The sequence below is a fragment of the Bdellovibrio sp. BIS2 genome (genome assembly GCF_055398295.1).
This window is the reverse complement of sequence record NZ_AP035879.1, coordinates 2,548,854-2,571,576: the sequence shown is the minus strand read 5'-3', so window position 1 is coordinate 2,571,576 and position 22,723 is coordinate 2,548,854. Positions and strand designations below refer to the sequence as shown.

The 22,723-nt window shown below is 51.6% G+C and carries 15 protein-coding genes; 9 read left to right on the top strand and 6 right to left on the bottom strand.

Annotated elements, in window-relative coordinates; translation table 11 throughout:
* The 6 genes from ACZ520_RS12265 to ACZ520_RS12240 form a co-directional block, all read right to left on the bottom strand.
* Entirely contained in the window at positions 1-165 is a 165-nt protein-coding gene (locus ACZ520_RS12265; RefSeq protein WP_464125776.1) for a cbb3-type cytochrome oxidase subunit 3, read from the bottom strand.
* Entirely contained in the window at positions 162-2,282 is a 2,121-nt protein-coding gene (gene ccoN / locus ACZ520_RS12260; RefSeq protein ID WP_464125774.1) for a cytochrome-c oxidase, cbb3-type subunit I, read from the bottom strand. The genes ACZ520_RS12265 and ccoN overlap by 4 nt, the downstream gene beginning before the upstream one ends.
* Positions 2,279-2,434, bottom strand: coding sequence for a cbb3-type cytochrome oxidase assembly protein CcoS (gene ccoS, locus ACZ520_RS12255; RefSeq protein ID WP_041577808.1), 156 nt, complete (start codon positions 2,432-2,434; stop codon positions 2,279-2,281). Before ccoS ends, ccoN begins: the two co-directional genes overlap by 4 nt.
* Positions 2,431-4,701 carry a heavy metal translocating P-type ATPase gene (locus ACZ520_RS12250; protein WP_464125772.1) on the bottom strand — a complete coding sequence of 757 codons (2,271 nt, stop codon included), beginning with the start codon at positions 4,699-4,701 and terminating at the stop codon, positions 2,431-2,433. The genes ccoS and ACZ520_RS12250 overlap by 4 nt, the downstream gene beginning before the upstream one ends.
* A 162-nt stretch (positions 4,702-4,863) precedes the next feature.
* Positions 4,864-5,565: a Crp/Fnr family transcriptional regulator gene (locus ACZ520_RS12245; RefSeq protein WP_374030662.1), complete on the bottom strand. Its 702-nt coding sequence runs from the start codon at positions 5,563-5,565 to the stop codon at positions 4,864-4,866.
* 41 nt (positions 5,566-5,606) lie between these two features.
* Positions 5,607-6,599, bottom strand: a complete 993-nt coding sequence (locus tag ACZ520_RS12240; RefSeq protein ID WP_464125770.1) for a hypothetical protein — start codon at positions 6,597-6,599, stop codon at positions 5,607-5,609.
* Positions 6,600-6,715: 116 nt separating this feature from the next.
* On the opposite strand from ACZ520_RS12240, the gene ACZ520_RS12235 reads away from it, so the two are divergent.
* From ACZ520_RS12235 to ACZ520_RS12195, 9 genes are all read left to right on the top strand, one after another.
* Positions 6,716-7,564, top strand: coding sequence for an HNH endonuclease family protein (locus ACZ520_RS12235; protein WP_464125768.1), 849 nt, complete (start codon positions 6,716-6,718; stop codon positions 7,562-7,564).
* A 98-nt stretch (positions 7,565-7,662) separates the two neighbouring features.
* A complete protein-coding gene (locus ACZ520_RS12230; protein ID WP_464125766.1) occupies positions 7,663-8,394 on the top strand; it encodes a hypothetical protein in 732 nt (243 codons plus the stop codon).
* Positions 8,391-8,684 (top strand): hypothetical protein, encoded by a 294-nt coding sequence (locus tag ACZ520_RS12225; RefSeq protein ID WP_374030658.1) that lies wholly within the window; start codon positions 8,391-8,393, stop codon positions 8,682-8,684. The genes ACZ520_RS12230 and ACZ520_RS12225 overlap by 4 nt, the downstream gene beginning before the upstream one ends.
* 83 nt (positions 8,685-8,767) lie before the next feature.
* Positions 8,768-10,057 (top strand): putative Na+/H+ antiporter, encoded by a 1,290-nt coding sequence (locus tag ACZ520_RS12220; protein WP_464125764.1) that lies wholly within the window; start codon positions 8,768-8,770, stop codon positions 10,055-10,057.
* 85 nt (positions 10,058-10,142) lie between these two features.
* The gene (locus tag ACZ520_RS12215; protein WP_464125762.1) at positions 10,143-11,951 is read left to right on the top strand and encodes a sensor histidine kinase; all 1,809 of its coding nucleotides are present in this window, start codon (positions 10,143-10,145) and stop codon (positions 11,949-11,951) included.
* Between the two features lie 249 nt (positions 11,952-12,200).
* Entirely contained in the window at positions 12,201-15,887 is a 3,687-nt protein-coding gene (locus ACZ520_RS12210) for an ABC transporter transmembrane domain-containing protein (RefSeq protein ID WP_464125760.1), read from the top strand.
* A 123-nt stretch (positions 15,888-16,010) separates the two neighbouring features.
* Positions 16,011-17,129 (top strand): Gfo/Idh/MocA family protein, encoded by a 1,119-nt coding sequence (locus ACZ520_RS12205; RefSeq protein WP_464125759.1) that lies wholly within the window; start codon positions 16,011-16,013, stop codon positions 17,127-17,129.
* Between the two features lie 148 nt (positions 17,130-17,277).
* A complete protein-coding gene (locus tag ACZ520_RS12200) occupies positions 17,278-21,273 on the top strand; it encodes a tail fiber domain-containing protein (protein ID WP_464128421.1) in 3,996 nt (1,331 codons plus the stop codon).
* A gap of 4 nt (positions 21,274-21,277) precedes the next feature.
* Positions 21,278-22,705: a fibrinogen-like YCDxxxxGGGW domain-containing protein gene (locus tag ACZ520_RS12195; RefSeq protein WP_464125757.1), complete on the top strand. Its 1,428-nt coding sequence runs from the start codon at positions 21,278-21,280 to the stop codon at positions 22,703-22,705.
* The last annotated feature ends 18 nt before the right edge of the window (positions 22,706-22,723 follow it).

The window sequence follows — 22,723 nt, the reverse complement described above, 5'->3', positions numbered from 1 at the left end:
TTATTCTCCGTCTTTCAAAGGAATCTGTTCCATGTGGGCATAAATCTCTGTGCTGTGTTTGCGGTAAACCCAGATCATCACTCCTATAAAGAAGAGGAAGAAGATCAAAAGGCCCATCGCAGTCAGGTGCGTGTCAGTGAAATATTTCAGTCCTTCCGATTTCATTGTGTTTTTCCTTTCTGACCCAGGGACTGCAGGTAAGCAATCAGGGCCACGATTTCCTTGTCTTCAAGACCTTTGGGCGCACCGTTGGACTCCAGATCCGCCGCGATTTCCTTGGCCTGTTTCTGAGCATGGATGTCGGCATTTGCCACAACATCGTCTGCATAAGGAACATCCAACTGTTTCATGACGGACATTTTTTTACGCAGAACCAGGAAGTCGGTTTTTTTCTCTGCCAGCCAAGGATAGTTCGGCATGATACTTTTCGGTGTCACAGCGCGCGGATCCAGCATGTGACTGTAGTGCCACAGATTCGGATACTTTTTGCCCAGGCGGGAAAGATCCGGACCAGTGCGTTTGGAACCCCATTGGAACGGACGATCGTACATGGACTCTTCCACTGTGGACGCGGCCCCGTAGCGCATCACTTCTGAGGCGATCGGACGGATCTGCTGGGAATGGCAGACGTAGCAGCCTTCCTTGATATAGACATCACGACCGGCCAGTTCCAGTGGTGAATACGGATCCACGATGTTGTTCGGATTCACATAGCGGTGCAGGGACAGGGTTGGATAGATTTCAATCACAGACCCCACGGCAATCGCCAGGAACGCCAGAACCGAGAATACCGCACCCATGCCCTCCAGTTTACGGTGACCCTTGGTCAACTCGTCATAACCGGAACGGGAGACTTCGATGTAAGCGTCATGTTGTTCTTTGGGAGCCAGCTTGATGGTTTTATAGATGTTGTAACACATCATCAGGAAGCCCACGATGAACAGGAAGCCACCCAAAGCGCGCACCCAGTACAGAGGAACGATGCGAACCACAGTTTCGATAAAGTCCGGATACACCAAAGTACCGTCTTCACCAACTGCCAGCCACATCAAACCTTGAGTGATACCCGCCACAACCATGGAAGTGTAGTACAGAAGCACACCGGTCAAACCGATCCAGAAATGGTTTTCCAAAAGTTTTTTGGAGTACAGTTCAGTTCTCCACAAACGCGGCACCAGATAGTAAACCATACCGAAAGTCAGGAAACCATTCCAGCCCAGAGCGCCAGAGTGAACGTGACCCACGATCCAGTCCGTGTAGTGACCCACGGCAGAGATCGATTTGATGGACAGAAGTGGTCCTTCGAAGGTGGACATACCGTAGAAAGTCAAAGCCGCCACGAAGAACTTGATCAGCGGTTCTGTTTTCAGCAGATGCCAAGAGCCTTTCAAAGTCAGAAGACCGTTGATCATACCGCCCCAGGACGGAGCCCACAGCATGATGGAGAAGATCATTCCCAAAGTCTGCGCCCATTCAGGCAGGGAAGTGTAAAGCAAGTGGTGCGGACCGGCCCAGATATAGATGAATACCAGCGCCCAGAAGTGAATGATACTGAGGCGGTATGAATACACTGGACGGTTCGCCGCTTTTGGCACGTAGTAGTACATCAGACCCAGGAACGGCGTGGTCAGGAAGAAGGCCACGGCGTTGTGCCCGTACCACCACTGAACCAGCGCATCCTGAATGCCCGCATAAACCGGGTAGGACTGCAGGAAAGTCACCGGGATCTCGATGGAATTCACGATGTGCAACACCGCCACCGTGATGATCGTTGCGATATAGAACCAGATCGCCACATACATGTGTTTTTCACGGCGTTGGCGCAGGGTCATAAAGAAGTTGATGGCGAAGATCACCCACACCACAGTGATGGCGATATCAATCGGCCATTCCAGCTCGGCGTATTCTTTGGACTGGGTGTAGCCCAGAGGCAAAGTGATCGCCGCTGCCAGGATGATCAGTTGCCAGCCCCAGAAGTGCATTTTGGAAAGGACATCAGAAAACATTCTGGTTTTCAGCAGTCTTTGGCTGGAATGATAAATCCCGGCAAAGATCGCATTTCCGGCAAAGGCAAAGATCGCGGCATTGGTGTGCAGCGGTCTCAAACGCCCGAAGGTGATCCATTCCAGATTGGCGTTCATGGGCCAATAAGCCAGTTGCAACGCGGCGATCAAGCCAAAAAGAAACGCAGCCCCGGCCCAGATCAAGGTCGCCAGGACGAACTTTTTGACAATATCGTCATCGTAGTAAATTTTTTCGATGAGATTTCCCGATGTGTTCACGATTTTTTCCTTTCGTTTTCGTCATCTAAAATACGGTGTGCTGGTGTCTCGAGGTCATCGAACTGACCTTTGTTGGTGGCCCAGAGAAAGGCAGAGACAAAGCCTATTCCCAGAATGAGCGCCATGGGGATCATCAATAAAATGATGTTCATCGGAAACCCCACAATGAAGAAAGAATGATGATGATGGAACTGATCGGCATCAGAATCGCGGCCATCAGCGGGTCAATAAAGCCCGCCAGGGCCAGCAGGCCGCCGACAGTATTATAAACCAATGAAATACCCAGGTTTCTTTTCAGAACTTTCTGAGTCTGCAAAGATATCTGCAGCAGATCAAAGAACGGGGAAAGCCCGCCGCGGGTGAAGTACACATCCGCGCTGTTGAGGCTTAAATCCACACTGCCTTTCACCGCAATGCCAACATCCGCGGCCTGCAGGCTGAGGGAATCATTAGCACCATCGCCGATCATGCAGGTGTTTTTATGGCGGATCAGAATTTCTTTTTTGTCTTCAGGGAACAGTTCGCCGTGGGCGTTTTCCTTGGCGATGCCACACTGGACAGCAGCCTGATAAACGCGGCTTTTTTTGTCGCCGGAAAGCAGGAAGCAGTTCATGCCACGGGCTTTCAGTGCCTGCACGGCCTGGGCAGAGTCTTTGCGCAGTTCATCCAGGAAATACAAACGACAGACACTGTGACCGTCGCACAGAACTTCAATCGCCGTTTCATCCTCGTGAGTGCTTTCCGAAAGATGACGGATTTCATAAAGCTTGCCGTCGATAAGGCCTTTGACACCTTTACCCAGAATCTCTTGAGCCTGGTCCACAGCGGGAAGGCTGGCCGGATGCGGCCATGCTTTGCGCAGAGCAAAGGCCAGCGGATGATACGAGCGGGCCTCTAATGCCAGGATGCCGGCCTGCAGACGCGGGGAGATGATCGCAGGTTCGGAGTGGGACAAAGAAAGATGTCCTTCAGTCAAAGTGCCGGTTTTATCAAAGAAAATGTTTTTAACTTCCAGCATGCGCTCAAGGCTGGTGGCATCCTTTAGTAAAATACCCAGCCGCTGGGATTTTTTCAGTGCCAGTCCGAATGTCAGCGGAGAGCCAAAGGCCAGTGCACACGGACACGCCAGAACTATCAAAGCCAAGGAGCGATTGAACGCTTCAGACATATCGACCCGGGCATAAATCAGGAAGAACAGCACCGCGATCGAGAACACAGTGATAATCAGATACTGCGCCAGACGATCGGTCAATGCGATGAAACGGCTTTTTTGCAAGGCGCCCTGATCCAGTTGTTGTAAAAGCTGACCCAGTTTGCTGTCGGCAAAAGGAACATTCATACGGATCAGGACACCGTCATCCAGAACCTTGGTGCCCGCAAAAAGAGTCATGCCGGAAGAAAAAACCTTGGGCAGGGATTCACCATTAAACAAGGACATGTCCAGAGTCGCATGAGACGACATCAAAGTGGCATCCGAAGGCAGGCTTTGACCCTGCTTCAGTTTCAGGACATCGCCCGCCTGGACGGAGGACCACGGGATCACAGCAGCTTTATTGCCGTCCACGCGCTCGTATTTTTCCATCTGGAAGAAGGACTTCATACGGGACGGGGACAGATAGTTTTGCTGCACGCGTTTCAGCAGATAGCGCGCTGACAGAATAAAGAACATGAAACTTGCCGTACTGTCGAAATAGATGTCGCCGTCACCACGGATCAGATTGGCAGTGGACAGGGTAAAACCGGAAAGCATCGCAATAGTGATCGGCAAATCGACGTTGATGACTTTATATTTCAGTGAATTCCATGCGCCTTTATAGAACGGAACGGCAGAGAACAGCAGAATCGGCAAAAACAGCATGAAGCTAAGCCAGTTAAAGACGGTGGCCCAGTTGCCGGCAAGTCCTGCATAGACCGGGATCACAAACAGCATGGTGTTTCCGGCGCAGAAGCCGGCCACGGCAATTCTTTTCAGGAAGCTGCGGTTTTCATTTTGATATCTGGCCGCCAGATTGTCCTGCGCCGCCAGCGGGGAGGGTTTGTAACCCAGTTCCGCAATGACGTGGGCGACTTGTGCCAAAGAGCCGTCTTCCGCCAGTTTGACGGTGACAGTGCTTTGGCCAAAGTTCACGCGGGCCATCTGAATACGATCATAAAACTCTGGAAGCTTTTCCAGCAGATGCACGCAGGAAGAGCAGTGCAGGCCTTCAGCAAAAAACAGATAGTTATAGTCTGCATGTGTATGGGAATAAAGTTTTCGGAATTCGGCCTGATCAAGGTACGAGAAAGGATTTTGCTGTTCGTTCAGAACCGGCATCTGGCGCACATGCAGATCCAGCATTTCACACGCAGAACAGCAGTACACCGGCTCTGTAGTTCCGGCTCGGCAGTAAGCGCATTCGTGTAGGGTGGCTGTGCTCATATTCTCCTCGACCTGATTCGAATATGCCAGTCTCCACCCCGCCCCGATATGACCGGAATCATGTTCCTGATTTTTATAGGTGCAGTAAAATGATGCGTTTACAAACGAAGATCTAGGCCGGGTGGGTAGAAAGTCGTGAAATTACGGCAGATGGGGGATGGACTAGCGGATTTCTGCGCGATCGCGCAGTTTATCTTTGGACAAAATGCGAATGCTGCGACCATCGGTTTGATCGATAAGGCCGTCTTTTTCAAATTGAGACAAAGTGCGGATGACCGTTTCCGGTGTTGTTCCCGCCCATTGAGCGATTTCTCGACGGGTCCAATTCTGATGCGCGAAGTGATCTTGCAGGAACAAGAGCGCTTCGGCGATACGCTCGGAAGCTCCTTTGTCCATTTGATCCATCCACTTTTCTTCAGCCAGACGCAGATCTTTTGAAATATGGGACAAGAGCTTCATCGCGAGTTCAGGATAGTTTTTGAAAATATTCATGATCTCGGCTTTGGGAACAAAGCAAAGTTCACAATCCTCAACCGCCACTGCAGAAGCGTGGTAAGGTTCGTTGGCAAACAGGGAGCGATAACCCAAGGTGCCTCCCGGACCCACCAAACGCAAAGTGTGCGCGGCCCCGGATGCGGATGTCACTTCCAGTTTTACCAGGCCTGATTGAATAGTGAAAATTCCCAACGGATCATTGCCGGAATAGAAAATCACCTGACCGGCCTTGAAGCGGCAGGAAACGCGCGCCTTTTCCACCATCAGCAAAACATCCGGATTTGAGCACAGGATGCTATCCAGGCGGTTGCCACAAGTTTTGCAGTTTTCAGGGGTGGATTGGGGGCTGCATTCTTTTTTGATCGACATGGAGGTAGTCTATCAGAAAAAGCCTTTTTCGTCATGAAAGTTTATTGATATTGCAGCAGGGCTGAGTGCAACAAAAGGCTGTCATCGAGACCTTGGAACAGGGGCGTATTCAAACGCTGGGCCGCGCGGTGAGCTTCTCCGGGCAATTCCCAGATTTCCAAGCTGGACTCGAACAAACGCTGAAATTCGGCCTCTGTGGCCTCGGGTAAGGCCTCAGTCATGGCCACGCCTTCGCGCCGTTTGAAGTAGCCCAAAAGGACGGCTTTAAATGTTTTTAGCAGATGCAGCGGGAAGGAATTCATATCAGACATCAGATACTCGAATTCCTTTTTGAAGACTGGATCAGACTGCAACATCACCTGAATGTCGTGGAAACCGAACACCACCATCAAGCGGCGGCTGAATTCAATTTGTGCGCGGGCTTTGACCGGGTCCGCAAAAAAGTGATCGGCGTGAATCAGATCATGCACGATGAACCCCAGCACATCGCGGCCTTCTTCAACAAACTCCTGCATTTCTTTCAGGTCCTGCAGCATCGAAACGCAGCGCTGCCCCTGTGTTTGCATGCTTAAGACCTCTTTAGGGGTGGGCACGTAAGACAACAGGCGCAATGGATAAAGGCCATTTTCCCAGGCCATCAGCGACTGGGCTACGGACAGGGGGATGGAGCGCCAGCTATGGGCACAGAAAAAGCTTAAAAGGTCGTCGGGGCGCTGAAAGCGGGTCAGGGACTTGGCCTGACGCAGGTCTTCAGGAAGCTCTTTTTGCAAAAGCTCGTAGAAGTCCTGGCAGCTCATGCGGGATTTCGCCGGAAGACTGGCAAGAATCTGATTGTGCGGGCCTCCCAGGAAGTCTTTCGGGCGGCGCAAAAAGCTGAAGATCAAAATGTAGATCGCCGCGATTTCCGCGTCAGACAAGGATTTGCTGTGCCACAGGCGCATGAAAACCTGCAGGCACTTGTGGGCCAGCGGGCTTTGTTTTTCAAGAAAGTCGTCTTCTAGCAGACGGTGGCGGAATCGGCCGACGCGTAACATAATCGAATTTGTAGCGGAGCCATTAACAGAAGTCTAACAAATAAACTCTTTGCCAAGGCCGCAATATCCTTTTCTAATAAGGAAACAACGATGCTCTAAAAGGATTTGGAGACTTCATGAAGAAAACGTTTCTTGTGATGATGTTGGTGGCCACCTCGGGAACTTCAAAGGCCCTGGCAGAAGAAAATCTCGCCAACCCCCGTTTCGATGACTATTATACAGTCAGGGAATCCTTTTCCTCTTCCTCTTCAGAAAACTTCAACGGTCCCTGGGAAGCTGCTCAAAATCTGATGCACGAAAACGAAGATTTTTTCACCGAGCTGCGCAGCCGATTGTATTCGCTGGTTCGATTTGATCATCATACTGACGGGTACGGAAATGTCGGCGAGCGCTACAACCGCGCCAAGCATTTTGGCGGCTGGCTGAACGATCACCGTGATGACAATTGCTACAACACGCGAGCAAAAGTTTTGATGCGCGATTCTGACGTGCCAGTGGGATTTGCCTCCAACGGGTGCACTGTTTCCACCGGGCAGTGGCAGGATCCCTATGGAGATCGTCAGTACTCCCGCGCCAGTGATATTCAAATTGATCACTTTGTTCCCTTGAAAAACGCCTATATCAGCGGGGCCCACAAGTGGAATCGCGCCAAGCGCTGTCTTTATTCCAATTATCTTGGCAATGAATTCCACCTGTTGGCAGTGTTTGGAAAAGAGAACGCCTCCAAGAGCGACAAAACTCCGGAAGGTTACATGCCACCGAACCCGGCTTACCGTTGCCAGTACCTGGTGCAGTGGCTGAAGGTTAAAATGATCTGGTCGCTGGGCCTGACACCACCGGAAAAGGACACGGTTTTGCGACTGGCCAGCGAGAATCGCTGTGATTTGAATGAATTCGTTTATAGCGAAGGTGATCTGCAGAATCAGCGCCGTTTTATGAATGATAATATGGCTCTGTGCGAATAGGTTCGCTCTGAGATTGTGGAAAGATTAAGAAACAAATAAGGAGTGGATTTCGTCCTGAAATCCCTCAAATCCGCGGTCGGGGTGCCGATAAGAACCCCATGAAAACAGCTCTTTTTATATTCTTCTTGTTCGGCGCCTTGGGAGCGGGAGCGCAGGAAACCTGCCCGAACTCCAAAAGCACGGTCAAAGACCTGCAAAGTCTTTGTGATGAGCTTAACAAATCCAATCAGACCCATTGCAAAGTGAATGCGCCAGCAAAAACCGAATCGGTGCCGGCCATCACTTACGGGATCTTAAGTGCTTCCGGCAAAATGAAGTCTCTGTTTGAGAAAATGGAAGGCCTGCAAAAAGCCTTTTTGACGGAAGCGGGGGGTTGTCCGGGAGGTTGTTCCCGCATTAATGCTCCGGTGGTGGAAATTTCCACGCAGCCGACGGCGGTGGTGAAACATGCTTCGTGTCCGGATCAGTACACTGCTTTGAAATTGAGTTCCTCAGAACAACAGCGCTTCGCCATCGGACAAAGCGGGGACTATTTTAAAAAGTCCTTCCGGATGCGCGCTGATTCAAAAAAATGCCAGGAAGCGGCCACCACCTATGCACAGGAAACTCTGATGGGTGAAAATGAGCTGGGTTCTTTCCTGGAGGATTCCAAGTGCAAATCGCCGTGTTCCTATTCCTCCGTGATTCGCTTGAAAACCCAGAGTGCGGGTAAAGGTGAGTGCGCTGTGGATCTGGAGCTTGCGGTGCAGTGTGGGTCTCCGAAAAAAGATCGCGAATGGCAGACCCAGGCCAAGCTGACCAAAACATTCAGCTGTGAGGTGGCGCAATGAAGACAATTCTGATTGTACTGGTGCTGTCGTCTTCGATGGCTCATGCCAAGGTCTGCAGGGACTCTGATCAGGGCTTGATCCCCGAGGCCGCTGGTAAAGTCATTTATTCTTTGGGTGATGAAAATTGCCTGGGCGACAGCTGCTATCGTCAGGTGGTGAAGGAATTTGATCGCTGTCTGGATTCGCAAAAGCTTCTGGAGTTTGCTTGTCAGCAGGGTGAAATCATCGAAAAAGAAATTCTGTGCGCACCCAACCAGGTCTGCCGCGAAGGAGCCTGTGTCAAGAAATAGCGGTTTTGGACTCAGGGCAAAATCGTATTGAGGTTTTCCGGTTCTGTTTGGCAGGGGTTTTTGTCTTTGTGTAGTATGTCCTAATGACATACACAACGATTGAACTTATCGGCACAATTCTGTTTGCACTGGCAGTCATTCACACCTTTATGGTGGGACGTATTTTAGCCTGGTCCCACCACTTTCCCAAAGATTCGCTGTGGAGCAATTTCCTTCACCTTCTGGGTGAAATCGAGGCGGTGTTTGCCATCTGGGCTGCTTTGTTCATGGCGATCTTTATTGGTCTTGAGGGCTGGACAACGGCGCTCAATTATCAGAGCGGGCTGAACTTCATTGAGCCCTTCTTTATTTTCGCCATTATGGTTGTGTGTTCTACGCGCCCGATTCTGGCGGCGGGACGCAAAGGGATCTTGTTTCTTTCTTCCGCGATTCAGAAAGTCTTCCGCACACCTGCGGTTTTGACGGATATTTTTGTGGTCCTGGTGCTGGGGCCGCTCAGTGGCAGTTTCATCACCGAGCCTGCGGCAATGACGGTGACGGCATTTATGCTGAACTCCATGTTACAGAAAGAAAGCAGTAAATTGATTTATGGTCTGATCGCCGTGCTGTTTGTGAATGTGTCCATTGGTGGCGCATTGACTCCGTTTGCAGCCCCGCCGATTTTGATGGTGGCCAGTAAGTGGAACTGGGATTTTGCCTTTGTGCTGTCTCACTTTGGCTGGAAAAGCGCCATTGCGGTGGTGATCAATACAGTTCTTTTGATTGCGGTCTTCCGCAAACAGTTGAGCGAAGGATGCATCACCTTGCGGGAAGTGGAAACCCGTCTGGCGGGATCGCAGGCGGCGATTCCAATGCCGGTGACATTTGTGCATTTGCTGTTCCTGACTGGGATTGTGGTGACGGCTCACTATCAAAATGCCTTTATGGGAATCTTTTTGTTGTTCCTGGGTGTCGCCGCCGTCACGCAGCGATATCAGGATTCTTTGCGCCTGAAAGAAAGTTTGCTGGTGGCGATGTTCCTGGGGGGGATTATTCAGTTTGGTGCTTTCCAGAAGTGGTGGCTGGCACCTCTGTTGGGAAGCATGAGTGATCTGGTGTTGTTCAAAGGGGCTGTGGGTTTGACGGCGATCACTGATAATGCGGCGTTGACATATCTGGGCTCTCAGGTCGAAGGGCTGAGTGATTCCAGCAAATACGCTCTGGTTGCTGGAGCTATTGCCGGGGGTGGTTTGACGATCATCGCCAATGCACCCAATGCTGCAGGTTATTCGATTCTTAGTCATAAGTTCCCCGGTGGCATCAAACCGTTGAATCTGCTGGTGGCGGCATTGGTTCCCACGGCTGTGGCTATTGTTTGTTTGTGGATGCTTTAGACTCTGAAATTTCTGAGGTCCTAACTTGGGAAGCCATCTTATTATGAGGTGGCTTTTTTGTTTTTTAACCTGTTAAGATTTCTCAATGGAATCCCGTTATGACGCTCTCTTTGAATTGTCCAATGACATGGTAGGTGTTTTTGGAGAAGACTGGCGTCCTAGGAAACTGAATCATGTTTGGTCCGAAGTTTTGGGTTGGTCCACCGAAGAGCTGATGCAAATACGCTTTAGCGACCTCATCCATCCGGACGATATCAATAGTATTGTCAGTCGTTATGAAAAGATTCAAAAAGGGGAAGTCATTCGAAACTTCCTTCTGCGTTATCGGTGCAAGGATGGGCAGTATAAGTTTCTTTCCTGGAACTATCAGTATGACCCCGCCAGCAACGACGCGCTTTGTGTTGCGAAGGACACGACTCCACAAAAAATATTCACCGAGATTTCCGGCCAAGCCAATGCGGACGCGCTCATCGGGACGTGGAGCGTGGATGTTGTTACCGGCAAGCACTTCTGGTCCCGCGCGCTTTACGACATTTTTGAGGTGGATCCAAAAAACTATGATCTGGACCGTTTGCGCGGCTTTGAAATGATCCTCGAAAAGGACCGGGCGCAGTTGATTGAAACTCATCAGCGCCTGCTGGATCATGGCACAGAGTATGACGTGGAGGTTCTGGTTTGCTCTGGCAAAGGGCGGGTTTTCCCTGCCCGAGTCATGGGAACGGCGTTACGTCAGGACGGGCGCATTGTTCAGGTTTACGGTTTGTTGTATGACGTTGCACAAAGACGCAGTTTCGAAAAAGAGCTGCGCTATCAACAATTTTTGTTGAAGATGTTTTTGCAGTCTTCCCCGGCCATTGTCTATGTGAAGGATCTGGGCGGTCGGTATCTGCTGGTCAGTCCCACTTTCGAAAAGCTGGTGGGGAAACCCAGTGCCGATCTGGTGGGTAAAACGGACCGGGAGATTTTTGGTGCCGAAGATGCAAAGCGCTTCTCTGAATCTGACAGTCAACTGATTGTGGAGCAGAGCCCGCGCAGCTATGAAGAAAGTCTGACCTTTGCCGATGGTTCTCAAAAATACTATCTGTCAGAAAAGTTTCCGCTGCGGGATGAAGGCGGTCATCTGATTGCCATTGCCGGGGTGTCGACAGACATCACGGAGCTTCATCGCTACCAGCAGGAGCTGGAATGCGCGAAAGAGGCAGCCGAAGCCGGAACCCGCGCCAAGTCCGAGTTTCTGGCCAACATGAGCCATGAGATTCGCACTCCTATGAATTCAATCATGGGAATGTCCGAGCTTTTGCTGGATACAGAGCTGACTCCGGATCAGCGTCAGTTCGTGACTATTTTGACCAGGGCTTCGTCAAATCTGTTGAATCTGATCAACGATATTCTGGATTTATCCAAGATTGAATCCGGTCTGATGGTGATCGAAAAAGCTCCGTTTGCTGTCCGGGAATCCGTGCGACGGGCTTTTGAAATCCTGATGATCAAAGCTGTTGAAAAGAAGCTGGATCTGAAATTGGATATCGATCCGCAGGTGCCGGAGAAAATCAACGGTGACGCCGCTCGCTTTCAGCAGGTGCTTATTAACCTGATTGGCAACGGACTGAAGTTCACCACCCACGGCGAAGTTCGGGTGCAACTGAAGGTGAGTGATGATCAATTGTGGGTTGGTGTGAAAGACACGGGCATTGGCATGGCTCCGGAGCAAATGCAGGGGCTCTTTACACGTTTTTCACAAGGGGATTCCTCTATCACGCGCCGCTTCGGTGGTACTGGCCTGGGTTTGAGTATCAGCAAGCAACTGGTCGAGAAAATGGGTGGAACTATTGGAGTTAGCAGTGAAATCGGCCAGGGATCGGTCTTCTACTTTACGCTACCTCTGGGATCATAATAAGATCCTTTTGTTTTTATTTTAGGAGGGGGCTAGACAAGCCCTTTTTCTTTGGTTAGGCTTTAAAACATCTCACACGAGAGGAGGACCACATGATTATGATGAATATCAGCTCATTGAATTCAATGTTGGGCCTTCTTCTATCACAGTTCTAAGGTCATTTGTTCGTTTAAGAACTGATCTTATTTCTTCTGCACAATTAAATATTTGACTGTATTTACGCCCATTTGGGGCAGTTATGGATTCGTTATGAATTTTTTCAGACGTTTGTTGTTCACTGATGTCACGCCATTGGTGAAATTGGCAAAAACAAAAAATATCGAGGAAAGTGATCTGCTGGCACTGCCGCAGGAACTTCATCCTCAGCATATTCAAGTTAATATGCAGGAAATCAGTTGGAAGTCCCCACGGGCTTTGCTGTTTTCGATGATCCGCGCTTTGCGTGATTTCACCAGACCATCTTACACCTGGTATCTGGCCAGTTCTGTTTTGGCGCTGCTGTCACCGGTGTTTGTGAATCGTTTTGTCGGGACTATTTCTGCGGGGGTGACGGCTGAAACGCTGCCCACGGCGTTGATCTATGGTGTGGCATTGGGGCTTTGCGGATTCCTGTCGGGCCTGTGCATGCAGCACTATTTCTTCAACTCTTTGAAGGCCTATCAGGTCGCCACCAATATTTTGAATGAGCGTCTGTTCAAGCACAGTCTAAAACTCAGTCAAAAGGCGCGCCAGAAAAATCAGGTCGGCGATATCGTCAATCACATGAGCACGGACAGTGACAACGTGTCGGACTTCCCCCTGGTTTTTGGGGACCTTATATCCGCAAGTTTCCTGATTATCGGCGTCGTGGCGATGCTGTTCTATTATATTGGCTGGTCCGCGCTGGCGGCCTTGGCGGTTCTTTTTACATTGGCACCGCTTACCAATTACGTGGCCAAAAAGTTCACGCATCTGGATGAAGAGATGATGGAACACCGGGATCGCCGTGTGACCCTGATGACTCAGGCGATGAATGCGATCCGCGTGGTGAAGTATTTTGCCTGGGAAAAGAGTGTTGCCAAGGAAGTCACTGAAGTTCGTGAAAAGGAACTGACCAGTCGTCGCCGACTGGCCAAAGCTGAAGTGGTTTCCAGCCTGGGTTATCTCGCAGTTTCCACGCTGGTTTTGTTTGTCGCTTTGGCGGTGCATGCCTGGCGCGGGGAAAAGCTGGATGCGGCGGTGATCTTCACCTGTATTTCTTTGTTTGGTTTGCTGGAAGGTCCGTTTGGTGATTTGTCACGATTGATCTCCCGTGCAACGAATGCCAAAGTCGGCGCTCGTCGTATTTTGGAATACCTGAATGAGGACGAAGTTGAAATTACTACCTCTGAGCGCACCGACACGGGGCCGGTGGGGTTGCAACTGCAGCACTTAAGTCTTCGTCATGAAGGGGCGGTTTCTGACATTATTCACGATGCGAACATCACTGTTCCGGCGGGAAGCTCACTGGCCATTGTGGGGCCCGTGGGGGCGGGGAAAAGCTCCCTGCTGATGGCTTTGCTGGGCGAGGTGGCTCCACGGGAAGGTGCCTTGCAGTTTGTGCCTGAAATGCCGGGACGTCCACGCATGGCCTATGTGCCGCAGGAAGCATACATCGTAAACACCTCGCTGCTGGAAAACCTGCAGTTCGGTGAAGAGGTTTCGAAAGAAGATCTGCGCCGCGCTTTGCACAACAGTTGTCTGAGCCGCGACCTGAAAGAATGGTCCGGGGGCCTTCGCACCGAAATCGGTGAAAAGGGTGTGAACCTGTCCGGTGGTCAGAAACAGCGTGTGGCTCTGGCTCGCGCCTTCTTGCGCAAACCTCAGATCGTGCTTTTAGACGATCCATTGTCAGCGGTGGACGCGGATACTGAAAACCTGTTGTGTGAGCGTCTGATTTTTGGCGCCTGGAAAGATGTGACCCGTATTGTGGTGACACATCGATTGGAACATTTGGCGCAGTTCGATCAGGTGATCTATATCCAGCACGGACGTGTGCAGGGACAGGGGCATTTCAGTGACCTGGTGAAGTCCTGCGCTCCCTTTGCCGAGTTCTATAAAGAACACGGTAAAACTCAAGGCGAGGAGCACGATTCCCGGCCGGCAGACACGGCTCAGGAGACAGCATCCATCAATGAAGAGCTGGAAGCCAAAACCACCCGCGTGACCGAAGACGAAGATCGCGAAGTGGGGGCGGTGAAGGGCTCTGTGTACTGGGATTACATCAGTTCTTTGGGTGGTGATGGCAAATACACCAAGCCGTTGATTCTGGCGACGCTGCTCTTGGGCGCCACGGGGGTGACAGTTCTGCCTCTGGCGCAAAAGGCCTGGCTGTCTTATTATTCCGGTCATCAGACTGAGTGGCTGGCTTTGACGGCCATTGGAATTTACGGATTGATCGGGGTGATGGTTCTGGTGGGGTCGTTGCTGAATCACTTGTTCTGGCTGGATCGCGGCATCCGTGCCGGCAAGAACATGCACGACAAAATGCTGAAAAGTGTTTTGAGTTCCCCGGTGCGCTTCTTTGATTCGACTCCGGTGGGACGTATTATTCAGCGCTTCTCGCGTGATGTGGAATCGGTGGACGTGTACCTGCAATGGAGCTTTGATTCGGCGGTTCACTGTGCGCTGCAGGTGATTGTATCGATTGTTTTGATTTTGGGTCTGATGCCTTTGATGGTGTTTGTGATTGCTCCGGTGATGGCGCTTTATTATGTGCTGCAACGGGACTATCGCCGTCCAGCCCGTGAAGTGAAGCGTTTTGACAGTGTTGCCAGATCACCTCGTTATGCCCACTTCAAGGAAAGCCTTCAGGGGCTGGTGGTCATTCGCAGCTTTAACAAGGCGCCATGGTTCATGCAGAATTTCTATGCGAAACTTTCGCACAGCAATCGCATGTTCTATTCACACTACATGATCAACCGCTGGTTCTCTTCGCGCATTCCGCTGGTGGGTGGCCTGATTTCCATGGCGACGGCCGTGGGGGTCAGCTTGTCGGCCTATTATGGAGTGATGGATGCCGGAACTGCCGGCCTTGTGACGTTGTACTCGCTGTCCTTCTGGGGGTTCCTGAACTGGGGTGTTCGTATCTTTGCGGATATTGAATCGCGCATGACATCGATTGAACGTTTGAAGTTCTTCTCGAACCTGCCGGGGGAAGTGTCCGTTCTGAAACCGATGCCTGAACCGCTGCGCCCGACGTGGCCGGAGTTCGGTGAAATCTCTGTCGAAGGCCTGAAAGTGCGCTATGCAAGTCATCTGCCGTTGGTTTTGAAAGGAATCACTTTCAAAGTTGAGGCGGGAAGTCGCGTGGGCATTATCGGACGGACAGGTTCTGGCAAAAGCACGTTCTTCCAGTCACTGTTCCGCTTTATTGAGGCGGAAGAGGGCAGCATCAGCATTGACGGTGTGAACACCGCCAGTGTGCCTCTGGAAAAACTGCGTCGCAGTCTTGCGATCATTCCGCAGGATCCGACTCTGTTTATGGGGACGATTCGCAATAATCTGGATCGTTACAACGAGTATTCAGATGACGAGGTGATGGGCGCACTGAAACATGCTTCCATGTGGGACTATGTGCAAAGTCTGCCGGAAGGCATGAACTCGGCCGTGGCCGAAGGTGGTTTGAACTTAAGTCAGGGACAGCGTCAGTTGCTGTGTCTGGCAAGGGCTCTGCTGACCAAGGCGCGGGTGATCGTGATGGATGAAGCCACCGCCAGCGTGGATGTGCAGACGGATGCTCTTTTACAGAAAGTCATTCGCACGTCCTTTGCCGGGGTGACGATGTTGATCATCGCCCACCGTCTGGGAACGATCGCCGACTGTGATCAGATCGTGGAAATTTCAGCAGGCGAGGTGAAATCCATTCGTCGGCCGACAGAATTTTCAAAGGAAGAGATCGAAGAAAGTCTGGTGTAATTTCAGTCTTTTGCAGACAAACAAAAGGCCCTCTGGTTTCTTGGCAAACCCGGGGGCCTTGTTGTTTTTATGGCCGAAAAAGCCTTTTATTATTCTGGGATGTGATCCTTGAAGGAGGTTTCAGTGGCCGTAAAACAAATTGATAAAATTCGTTATGCTGTTGTCGGGCTTGGGCATATTGCCCAGAACGCGGTCCTGCCGGGATTTACCCAGTCCAAGGCCAACTCGGAACTGGTGGCGCTGGTGTCCGGGGACGAAGTCAAGCTTCAGAAACTTTCCAAAGAATATAATGTGGACTACACCTTCGATTATTCCGATTACCGCAAGATGCTTTATTCGGGGCTGATTGATGCCGTTTATATTTCTCTTCCCAACGACATGCATGCGCGCTTTGCGGTGGAAGCGATGCAGGCCGGAGTTCACGTCCTGTGTGAAAAACCTTTGGCCATGTCGGTTGAAGACGCCAAGGTCATGGCTCAAGTCAGTGAAAAAACCGGCAGTCGCCTGATGACGGCCTACCGCCTGCACTTTCAGCGCGCCAATTTAAAAGCCATCGAAATTGCCAGGTCAGGCCAGCTGGGTGACGTGAGATTCTTTAATTCCGTCTTCAGCATGCGGGTGAAAGAAGGGAATGTGCGCACCAGTCGCACCAAAGGCGGAGGTCCGCTTTATGATGTCGGCATCTATTGCATCAACGCGGTTAGAGGCTTTTTTGGTGAATTGCCGGAAGAGGTTTTTGCCTTTGCCCATCAGGGATTTGATCAGCGTTCCACAGAGGTGGATGAAATGCTTTCGGTGGTGATGAAGTTTTCCGGCGGGCGTATGGCGACCTTTATCTGCAGTTTCAGCGGTCACCATCAGGCGGCTTTTGATGTGGTGGGAACCACCGGGTGTCTGCGCCTGGAAAATGCCTATGAATATTTTGATGACATGACCCTGCATTTCAGTCGGGTGAATGCGGCGCCTCGCAAGTACAAGTTTAAAAAAAGTGATCAGTTCGGGCCGGAGATCGTGTATTTCTCGGACTGCCTTATCAATAAAAAACACCCCGAGCCGAACGCCACAGAAGGGGTGCTGGACTTGATGGTGATTGAAGCCATCATGAAGTCAGTGAAATTGCGAAAGCCGGTAACCTTGACGGCACTTAGCAAGACTTTGCATCCCACTTTGCGACAGGCACTTCGCCGTCCGGCGGTTGAAAAACCTTTCACGATTCATGTGGAAGCCCCGTCGATGGACTAGGTCGATTCCCAATTTAGGTCGGGGTTTGTGTCTGATTCTGAGACAAAACCCTGCTGAAATATGTAACAAAGGTTCGTAAATAGCGAGATACTCCAAGGATTTTGCGAATGTAATTCAGAGTCAGATTATAAATGCCGATATGTTACGTATGAAGAACTACGGAACGTTAACGGCACTTTTCTTTGTTAGCCTCTTAACAACGGTGGCTCATGCCAGTCCGGCGGCGCTGACTTATCAGGGACGCATCGTTAAAAGCAGTGGGGCACCGCTGGAATACAATGCGGTCGCCTTCCAGTTTGAAATTCTGGCGCCGAATAAAGTCTGCGTTCTTTACCGCGAGCAACTTAATCACATCGACATGACGAATTCAGGCGGGGTCTTCGACGTTAAGATCGGGGCTTCGCACAGTTATCCGGCAGCGCCGACATTCACAATTCTGGATGCTTTTAACAACGGCAATCCTTTCACGTGTGACGGCGGTTCTCCTTACAACCCGGGACTGACTGATGGGCGTTTCCTGCGTGTGAAATTCCACGATGGGGCTCAGTGGCAGACGATTTCTCCGGACAATGAAATCCGCACGGTTCCTTTTGCAGGTTTTGCTTCTTCCGCTGCGACTTTGGGTTCGCATGTGGCAACTGACTTTGTGATGAAAACGGAAGTTAACGCTGGTGCTGATTGCGGTGCCGGCAGCTTCCTGACTTGGAATGCGGCGACCAAAGAATTTGGTTGTGCGGGTGTGTCTGGTGCCAGCGGCGGAACGGTTCAGTCCGTGGGGGCATCTGCTGGCAGCAATCCTTATCTGACAGTTTCAGCAGATACGGTGAATCCGGTGATCACGTTGAACGTGGGCACTGTGGCTGGCACCGTGGCGGCGGGTAATGATGCGCGCTTTAGTGATGCGCGTACTCCGACGGGTGCTGCGGGGGGTGCTTTGACGGGCACTTATCCTAATCCGGGTCTTGCTGACAATGCGGTGACGACTCCTAAAATTGCCGCAGGCGCGGTTTCCACTGAAAAGCTTTTTGCCAATCCGGGCATCAGCCGTCTGGTGATGACGGATTCTTCGACGGGCGCGACGCTGGCTCCGCTGTCTTGTGGTGCCAATCAGTTGCTGACCTGGTCTGTGGCTTTGGGCTGGCAGTGCACAAATCAAACTTCGCTGGCTGTGGGATCGGCAACTCAAGCGACGAACTTCCTGGGAAGTCTTGCCGGGGATGTGACGGGCACTCAGGGTGCGACGGTGGTTGGTCAGATTAAAGGTTACCCTCTGGATTTCACGGTAGCTCCAACCAACAATCAGGTTCTGAAATTCAACGGCACCAGTTGGTATGCGGCCGCAGACAGCAATGCCGGCGGTACGGTCACGAATGTGACAGGCACTGCGCCGATTTCTGTGGCGACAGGCACGACGACCCCGGTGATCTCGATTTCTCAAGCGAACACAACGACAAACGGTTACTTGTCTTCAGCGGACTGGAACACCTTTAATGGAAAACAAAATGCGCTGGGCTTCACACCGCTGAATCCAGCAAATAATTTGAGCGAGCTGACGGCAACAGCTACGACAGCCCGTACCAATCTGGGTTTGGGAACTGCGGCCGTGAAAGATGCTCCGGCGGCCGGGGACGCGACAGCGGCTCAAGTGGTGCTGGGGAATGATTCACGCCTGACGAACTCTCGTGCTCCATCGGGTGCAGCGGGCGGAGATCTGACCGGCACTTATCCGAATCCGACGCTGGCGAACGTGGTGACGGCTGGTACCGGAACGAAAATCACTTATGATGCTAAAGGGCGCGTGACCTCTTCCGCTGGCCTAGCGGCGGGCGACATCCCGAATCTGGATTGGTCTAAGATCACCTCCGGCAAGCCGACAACATTGTCAGGTTATGGCATCACCGATTCATTGGTTTCAAATGCCGGTGGTTCACCAAGCATTCAGTCCGGTACCGATGCTGCAAAACCAGCCAGTCCCGCGGCAGGGGCGATTTATTTCGCGTCTGATACGAAAGTAATTTATCAGTATAATGCCGGTTCTTGGGTGGCGATTGCTTCATCCGCAGGTGCGGGTGGTACCATCACGGCCCTTACAGGTGATGTGACGGCTTCTGGTAATGGCACAGTCAGCGCGACAGTAAACTCTGTTGGTGGCTCTTCAGCGGCAAATATCAATACCGCAACTGTGGCGGCCAATGCTGCGACAAACTTGAATACTGCAAGTACGATTGTTAAACGCGATGGGTCCGGCAATTTTGCAGCCGGAGCGATCAGCGCGGGCTCTGTAGTTCTGCGTGACACGGGCTCCAACACGGTGACTTTGCAGGCTCCAAACACTGTGACGACTTCTTATGTGTTGAGATTCCCGACAGCGGTGGGCTCTGCCAACCAGGTTCTGACGACGGATGCTTCCGGAAACCTTTCCTGGACATCACCTGCGGTGACAAGTGGTGTGGCCGTGACTTCGCCGATTGTGAATTCCGGCACTGCCAGCGCGCCGAACATCGGCATTCAGGTGGCCAACGGTTCTCAGAACGGTTATCTGTCTTCTGCGGACTGGACGACGTTCAACAATAAACTGTCTGCGACTCTGGCTCCGGGCAATATCCGCGTGGGTAATGGCTCCAGTGTGGCAACGGCTGTGGCGCCTTCAGGTGATGTGACCATGACCAATGCAGGCGCGTTCACGGTGACCAAGGTGCAGGGCACGGCCGTCAGTGCCACAGCGCCGACGGCCGCGGGCCAGGTGCTGCGCTATAATGGGACCACACAGTATGCGCCAGCCTTCTTGCAGTTGGGTGATTTGCGTTCGACGATCACTCCGTTTGGTGGCGTGTTCGCCAGCACGGCGTGTACGACTTCTCAGACGATGTATTACAATGCCGCGACCGACACGTTCCTGTGTCAGTCGATTTCTGTAACGGCGGCTAACTTTGCCAATCAGGCGCAGAACTCATTCTTCGCGGGGCCTTCTACAGGTGGTGCAGGGGCGCCAGCCTTCCGCGCCATTGCGGCTGCGGATCTTCCGACTGTGGGTACAGCAGGAACCTATCGTTCCGTGACGACAGACGCCTATGGCCGTGTGACCGCGGGAACAAATCCAACGACGGCCAGTGGGTATGGTTTGACGGATGTCTTTGTCAATGGCGGCAACAGCTTCGGTGCTGCGGCGATAATGGGAACAAACGATGCTCAGAGTCTGCAGTTTGAAACCGCCGGGACAGTGAAAATGACGGTGGACATTGCAGGCAATGTGGGTGTTGGAACCGCTTCGCCAATCACTCCGCTGCATGTGAATGGCGCGGCCATCATCGGAACCGGAAATACGACTTTCACCAATGCCTCCAACTGGGTGTTTGGCTCTTCCAACTCGATCACGAACTCGGGTGGGGGTAATGCTTCTTCCATGAATATTGTGGGCTCTAGCAATGCTATCATCACAAATTTGCTGAACTTCAGCTACAGTCTGGATGTATTTGGTCGCAGCAATACCGTGAATGCCAACTCGGGAAATTCCGTGGTGATCGGGCGCAGCAATAATGTGACTTCATCCAACTCCGTGACTATCGGTAACAGTATAACCAACAGCGTGCTTGGTTCTTTGCAAATCGGTATCAGCAATACCGCCAAGATGACCATTCTTGGCTCTGGCTACTTCGGTATCAACACAACGACACCAAGCGTGGCCCTGGAAGTAAACGGCGACGTGAAAGCTGCTTCCTATCTTTACACTTCCGATGCGCGCCTGAAAAAAGACGTTGTGACTTTACCGATGGCACTGGAAAACGTGCTGAAACTTCGTGGGGTGAATTTCGTCTGGAAGAACAACGGCGAAAAGACCATGGGTTTCATCGCGCAGGAAGTGGAAGCAGTTTATCCTGAACTGGTTCGCACTGACAAACAGTCCGGATATAAAGCCGTTCAATACGGAAATATCGTGGCAGTTCTGGTAGAAGCCCTGAAACAGGAACACGCAGAACGTCTGCAGGACAAAGAGCTTTGCCAAGGGCAGATTGCCCAGGTGTCCCGCGGTCTGGCCAGCGTGAATGAATCTTCCGACAGCCGTTTGAAAAAACTGGAACAGGAAAATCAGGATCTGAAAGCACGTCTGGAGCGTCTGGAAAAAGCTTTGCTGAACGGAAAATAAGACTGTGAAGATCATTGGAAAGATCGCCCTTATTTTAGCGTTGTCACCGTTGCTGGTGGCAATGAACACCCAGGACACAGGTCATCGGGTGAATCGTGGCACGACCAAGGCCATCAATGCCCATAGCGTTTGCAAGAAAGTGGTGAATGCCACAGCCGACAAAGACTTCTTTGTTCCCACCAAAACTGCTGCCGAGTGGACGGCGTTCCGCGCCGCCACGATCACCAACGTCTCGTTGACCAAGTGCAGTTCTTGTCTGGATATTTTGAACAACAATGGTTCTGAAGGGGATGGGATCTATTATGTCGACCCGACGGGAAGTTCCCCCTATCCCGTTTACTGTGACATGACTACGGACGGTGGTGGCTGGACTCGGGTGTTCAAACATAATATCGCAGGCGGGTATTTTACCGATGCGACCGATGCCAGCGGTAAAAACACCTCCACGCCCACGGCAAATCTTTATTCCATTCTGAACAAGATGGATGACTTCAAGACGGCGGGGAATAAATACCAGTTTCGTCTGACCTGGCCGGGAGAGAATCTGAAAAACATCTGGTTCCAGACGACGAATCCCACTGCGGACGTGGTGGTGGCGGGATACAAGACCGTTTTTGTGCAAGGGTACACGAATTATTGGGGCGGTCTTGAGCTGGGGAACGGCGCCCATGGACCTGCCCAGACTTCGTCGTATCTGGAAGGTTCGGTCAATCATGCCAATTGGTATTATGCCGTGGGGGCTTATGTGTCCTGGGGAACCACGCCGGCTGGGATTCCGGCTTCCGATGTGCTCGGCGCCAGTCATGGGGTGGCGGAAGTGAATTTGTGGATGAAGGATGACGATACACATACGGTTTATAATTCCTGCAAAGCCATTTTGGCGGCGGGAGCTTCCAAAGGTGACGGCATCTATACAATTGATATTGATGGAGCCGGGACAACTGCTCCCTATGAAGTCTTCTGCGATATGACGACGGATGGTGGAGGCTGGACTTTGGTGGCTTATTCCAACGGGACCGTGACGGGAACAACGCCGAATGATTTCTTTGTGAATACTTACAATCTGGCGGCAGCGGGTAAGCATATCGTGGCGACTCAGCAGGCTTCCGTGAATCCTGAAGCGTTTTCCATTGCGGTAAACACGACTGATGCCATGTTTGTTTCGCCGTCCTACAATAGTGGAGCCCCGATCATTGATTTGGCCGGCGGAAACTGGAACTATAATAATACAAAATGTGCGGGAAATCTGCGTCACACCAGCCGAACTGCGGGATGTGCGGGGCAGAATGCCAATGACAATTACAATACTGCCGATGCGTTTAACATTGCCGTTAATTCCGGAAATGAAGGGATTGTCCCGTCATACAAGGCCACGGAAGTCTGCTATAGCGGCAAAGGCAACGCGTGTAACTTTAAGTTTTACCTTCGTTAATATGGGGCGTGAACAATT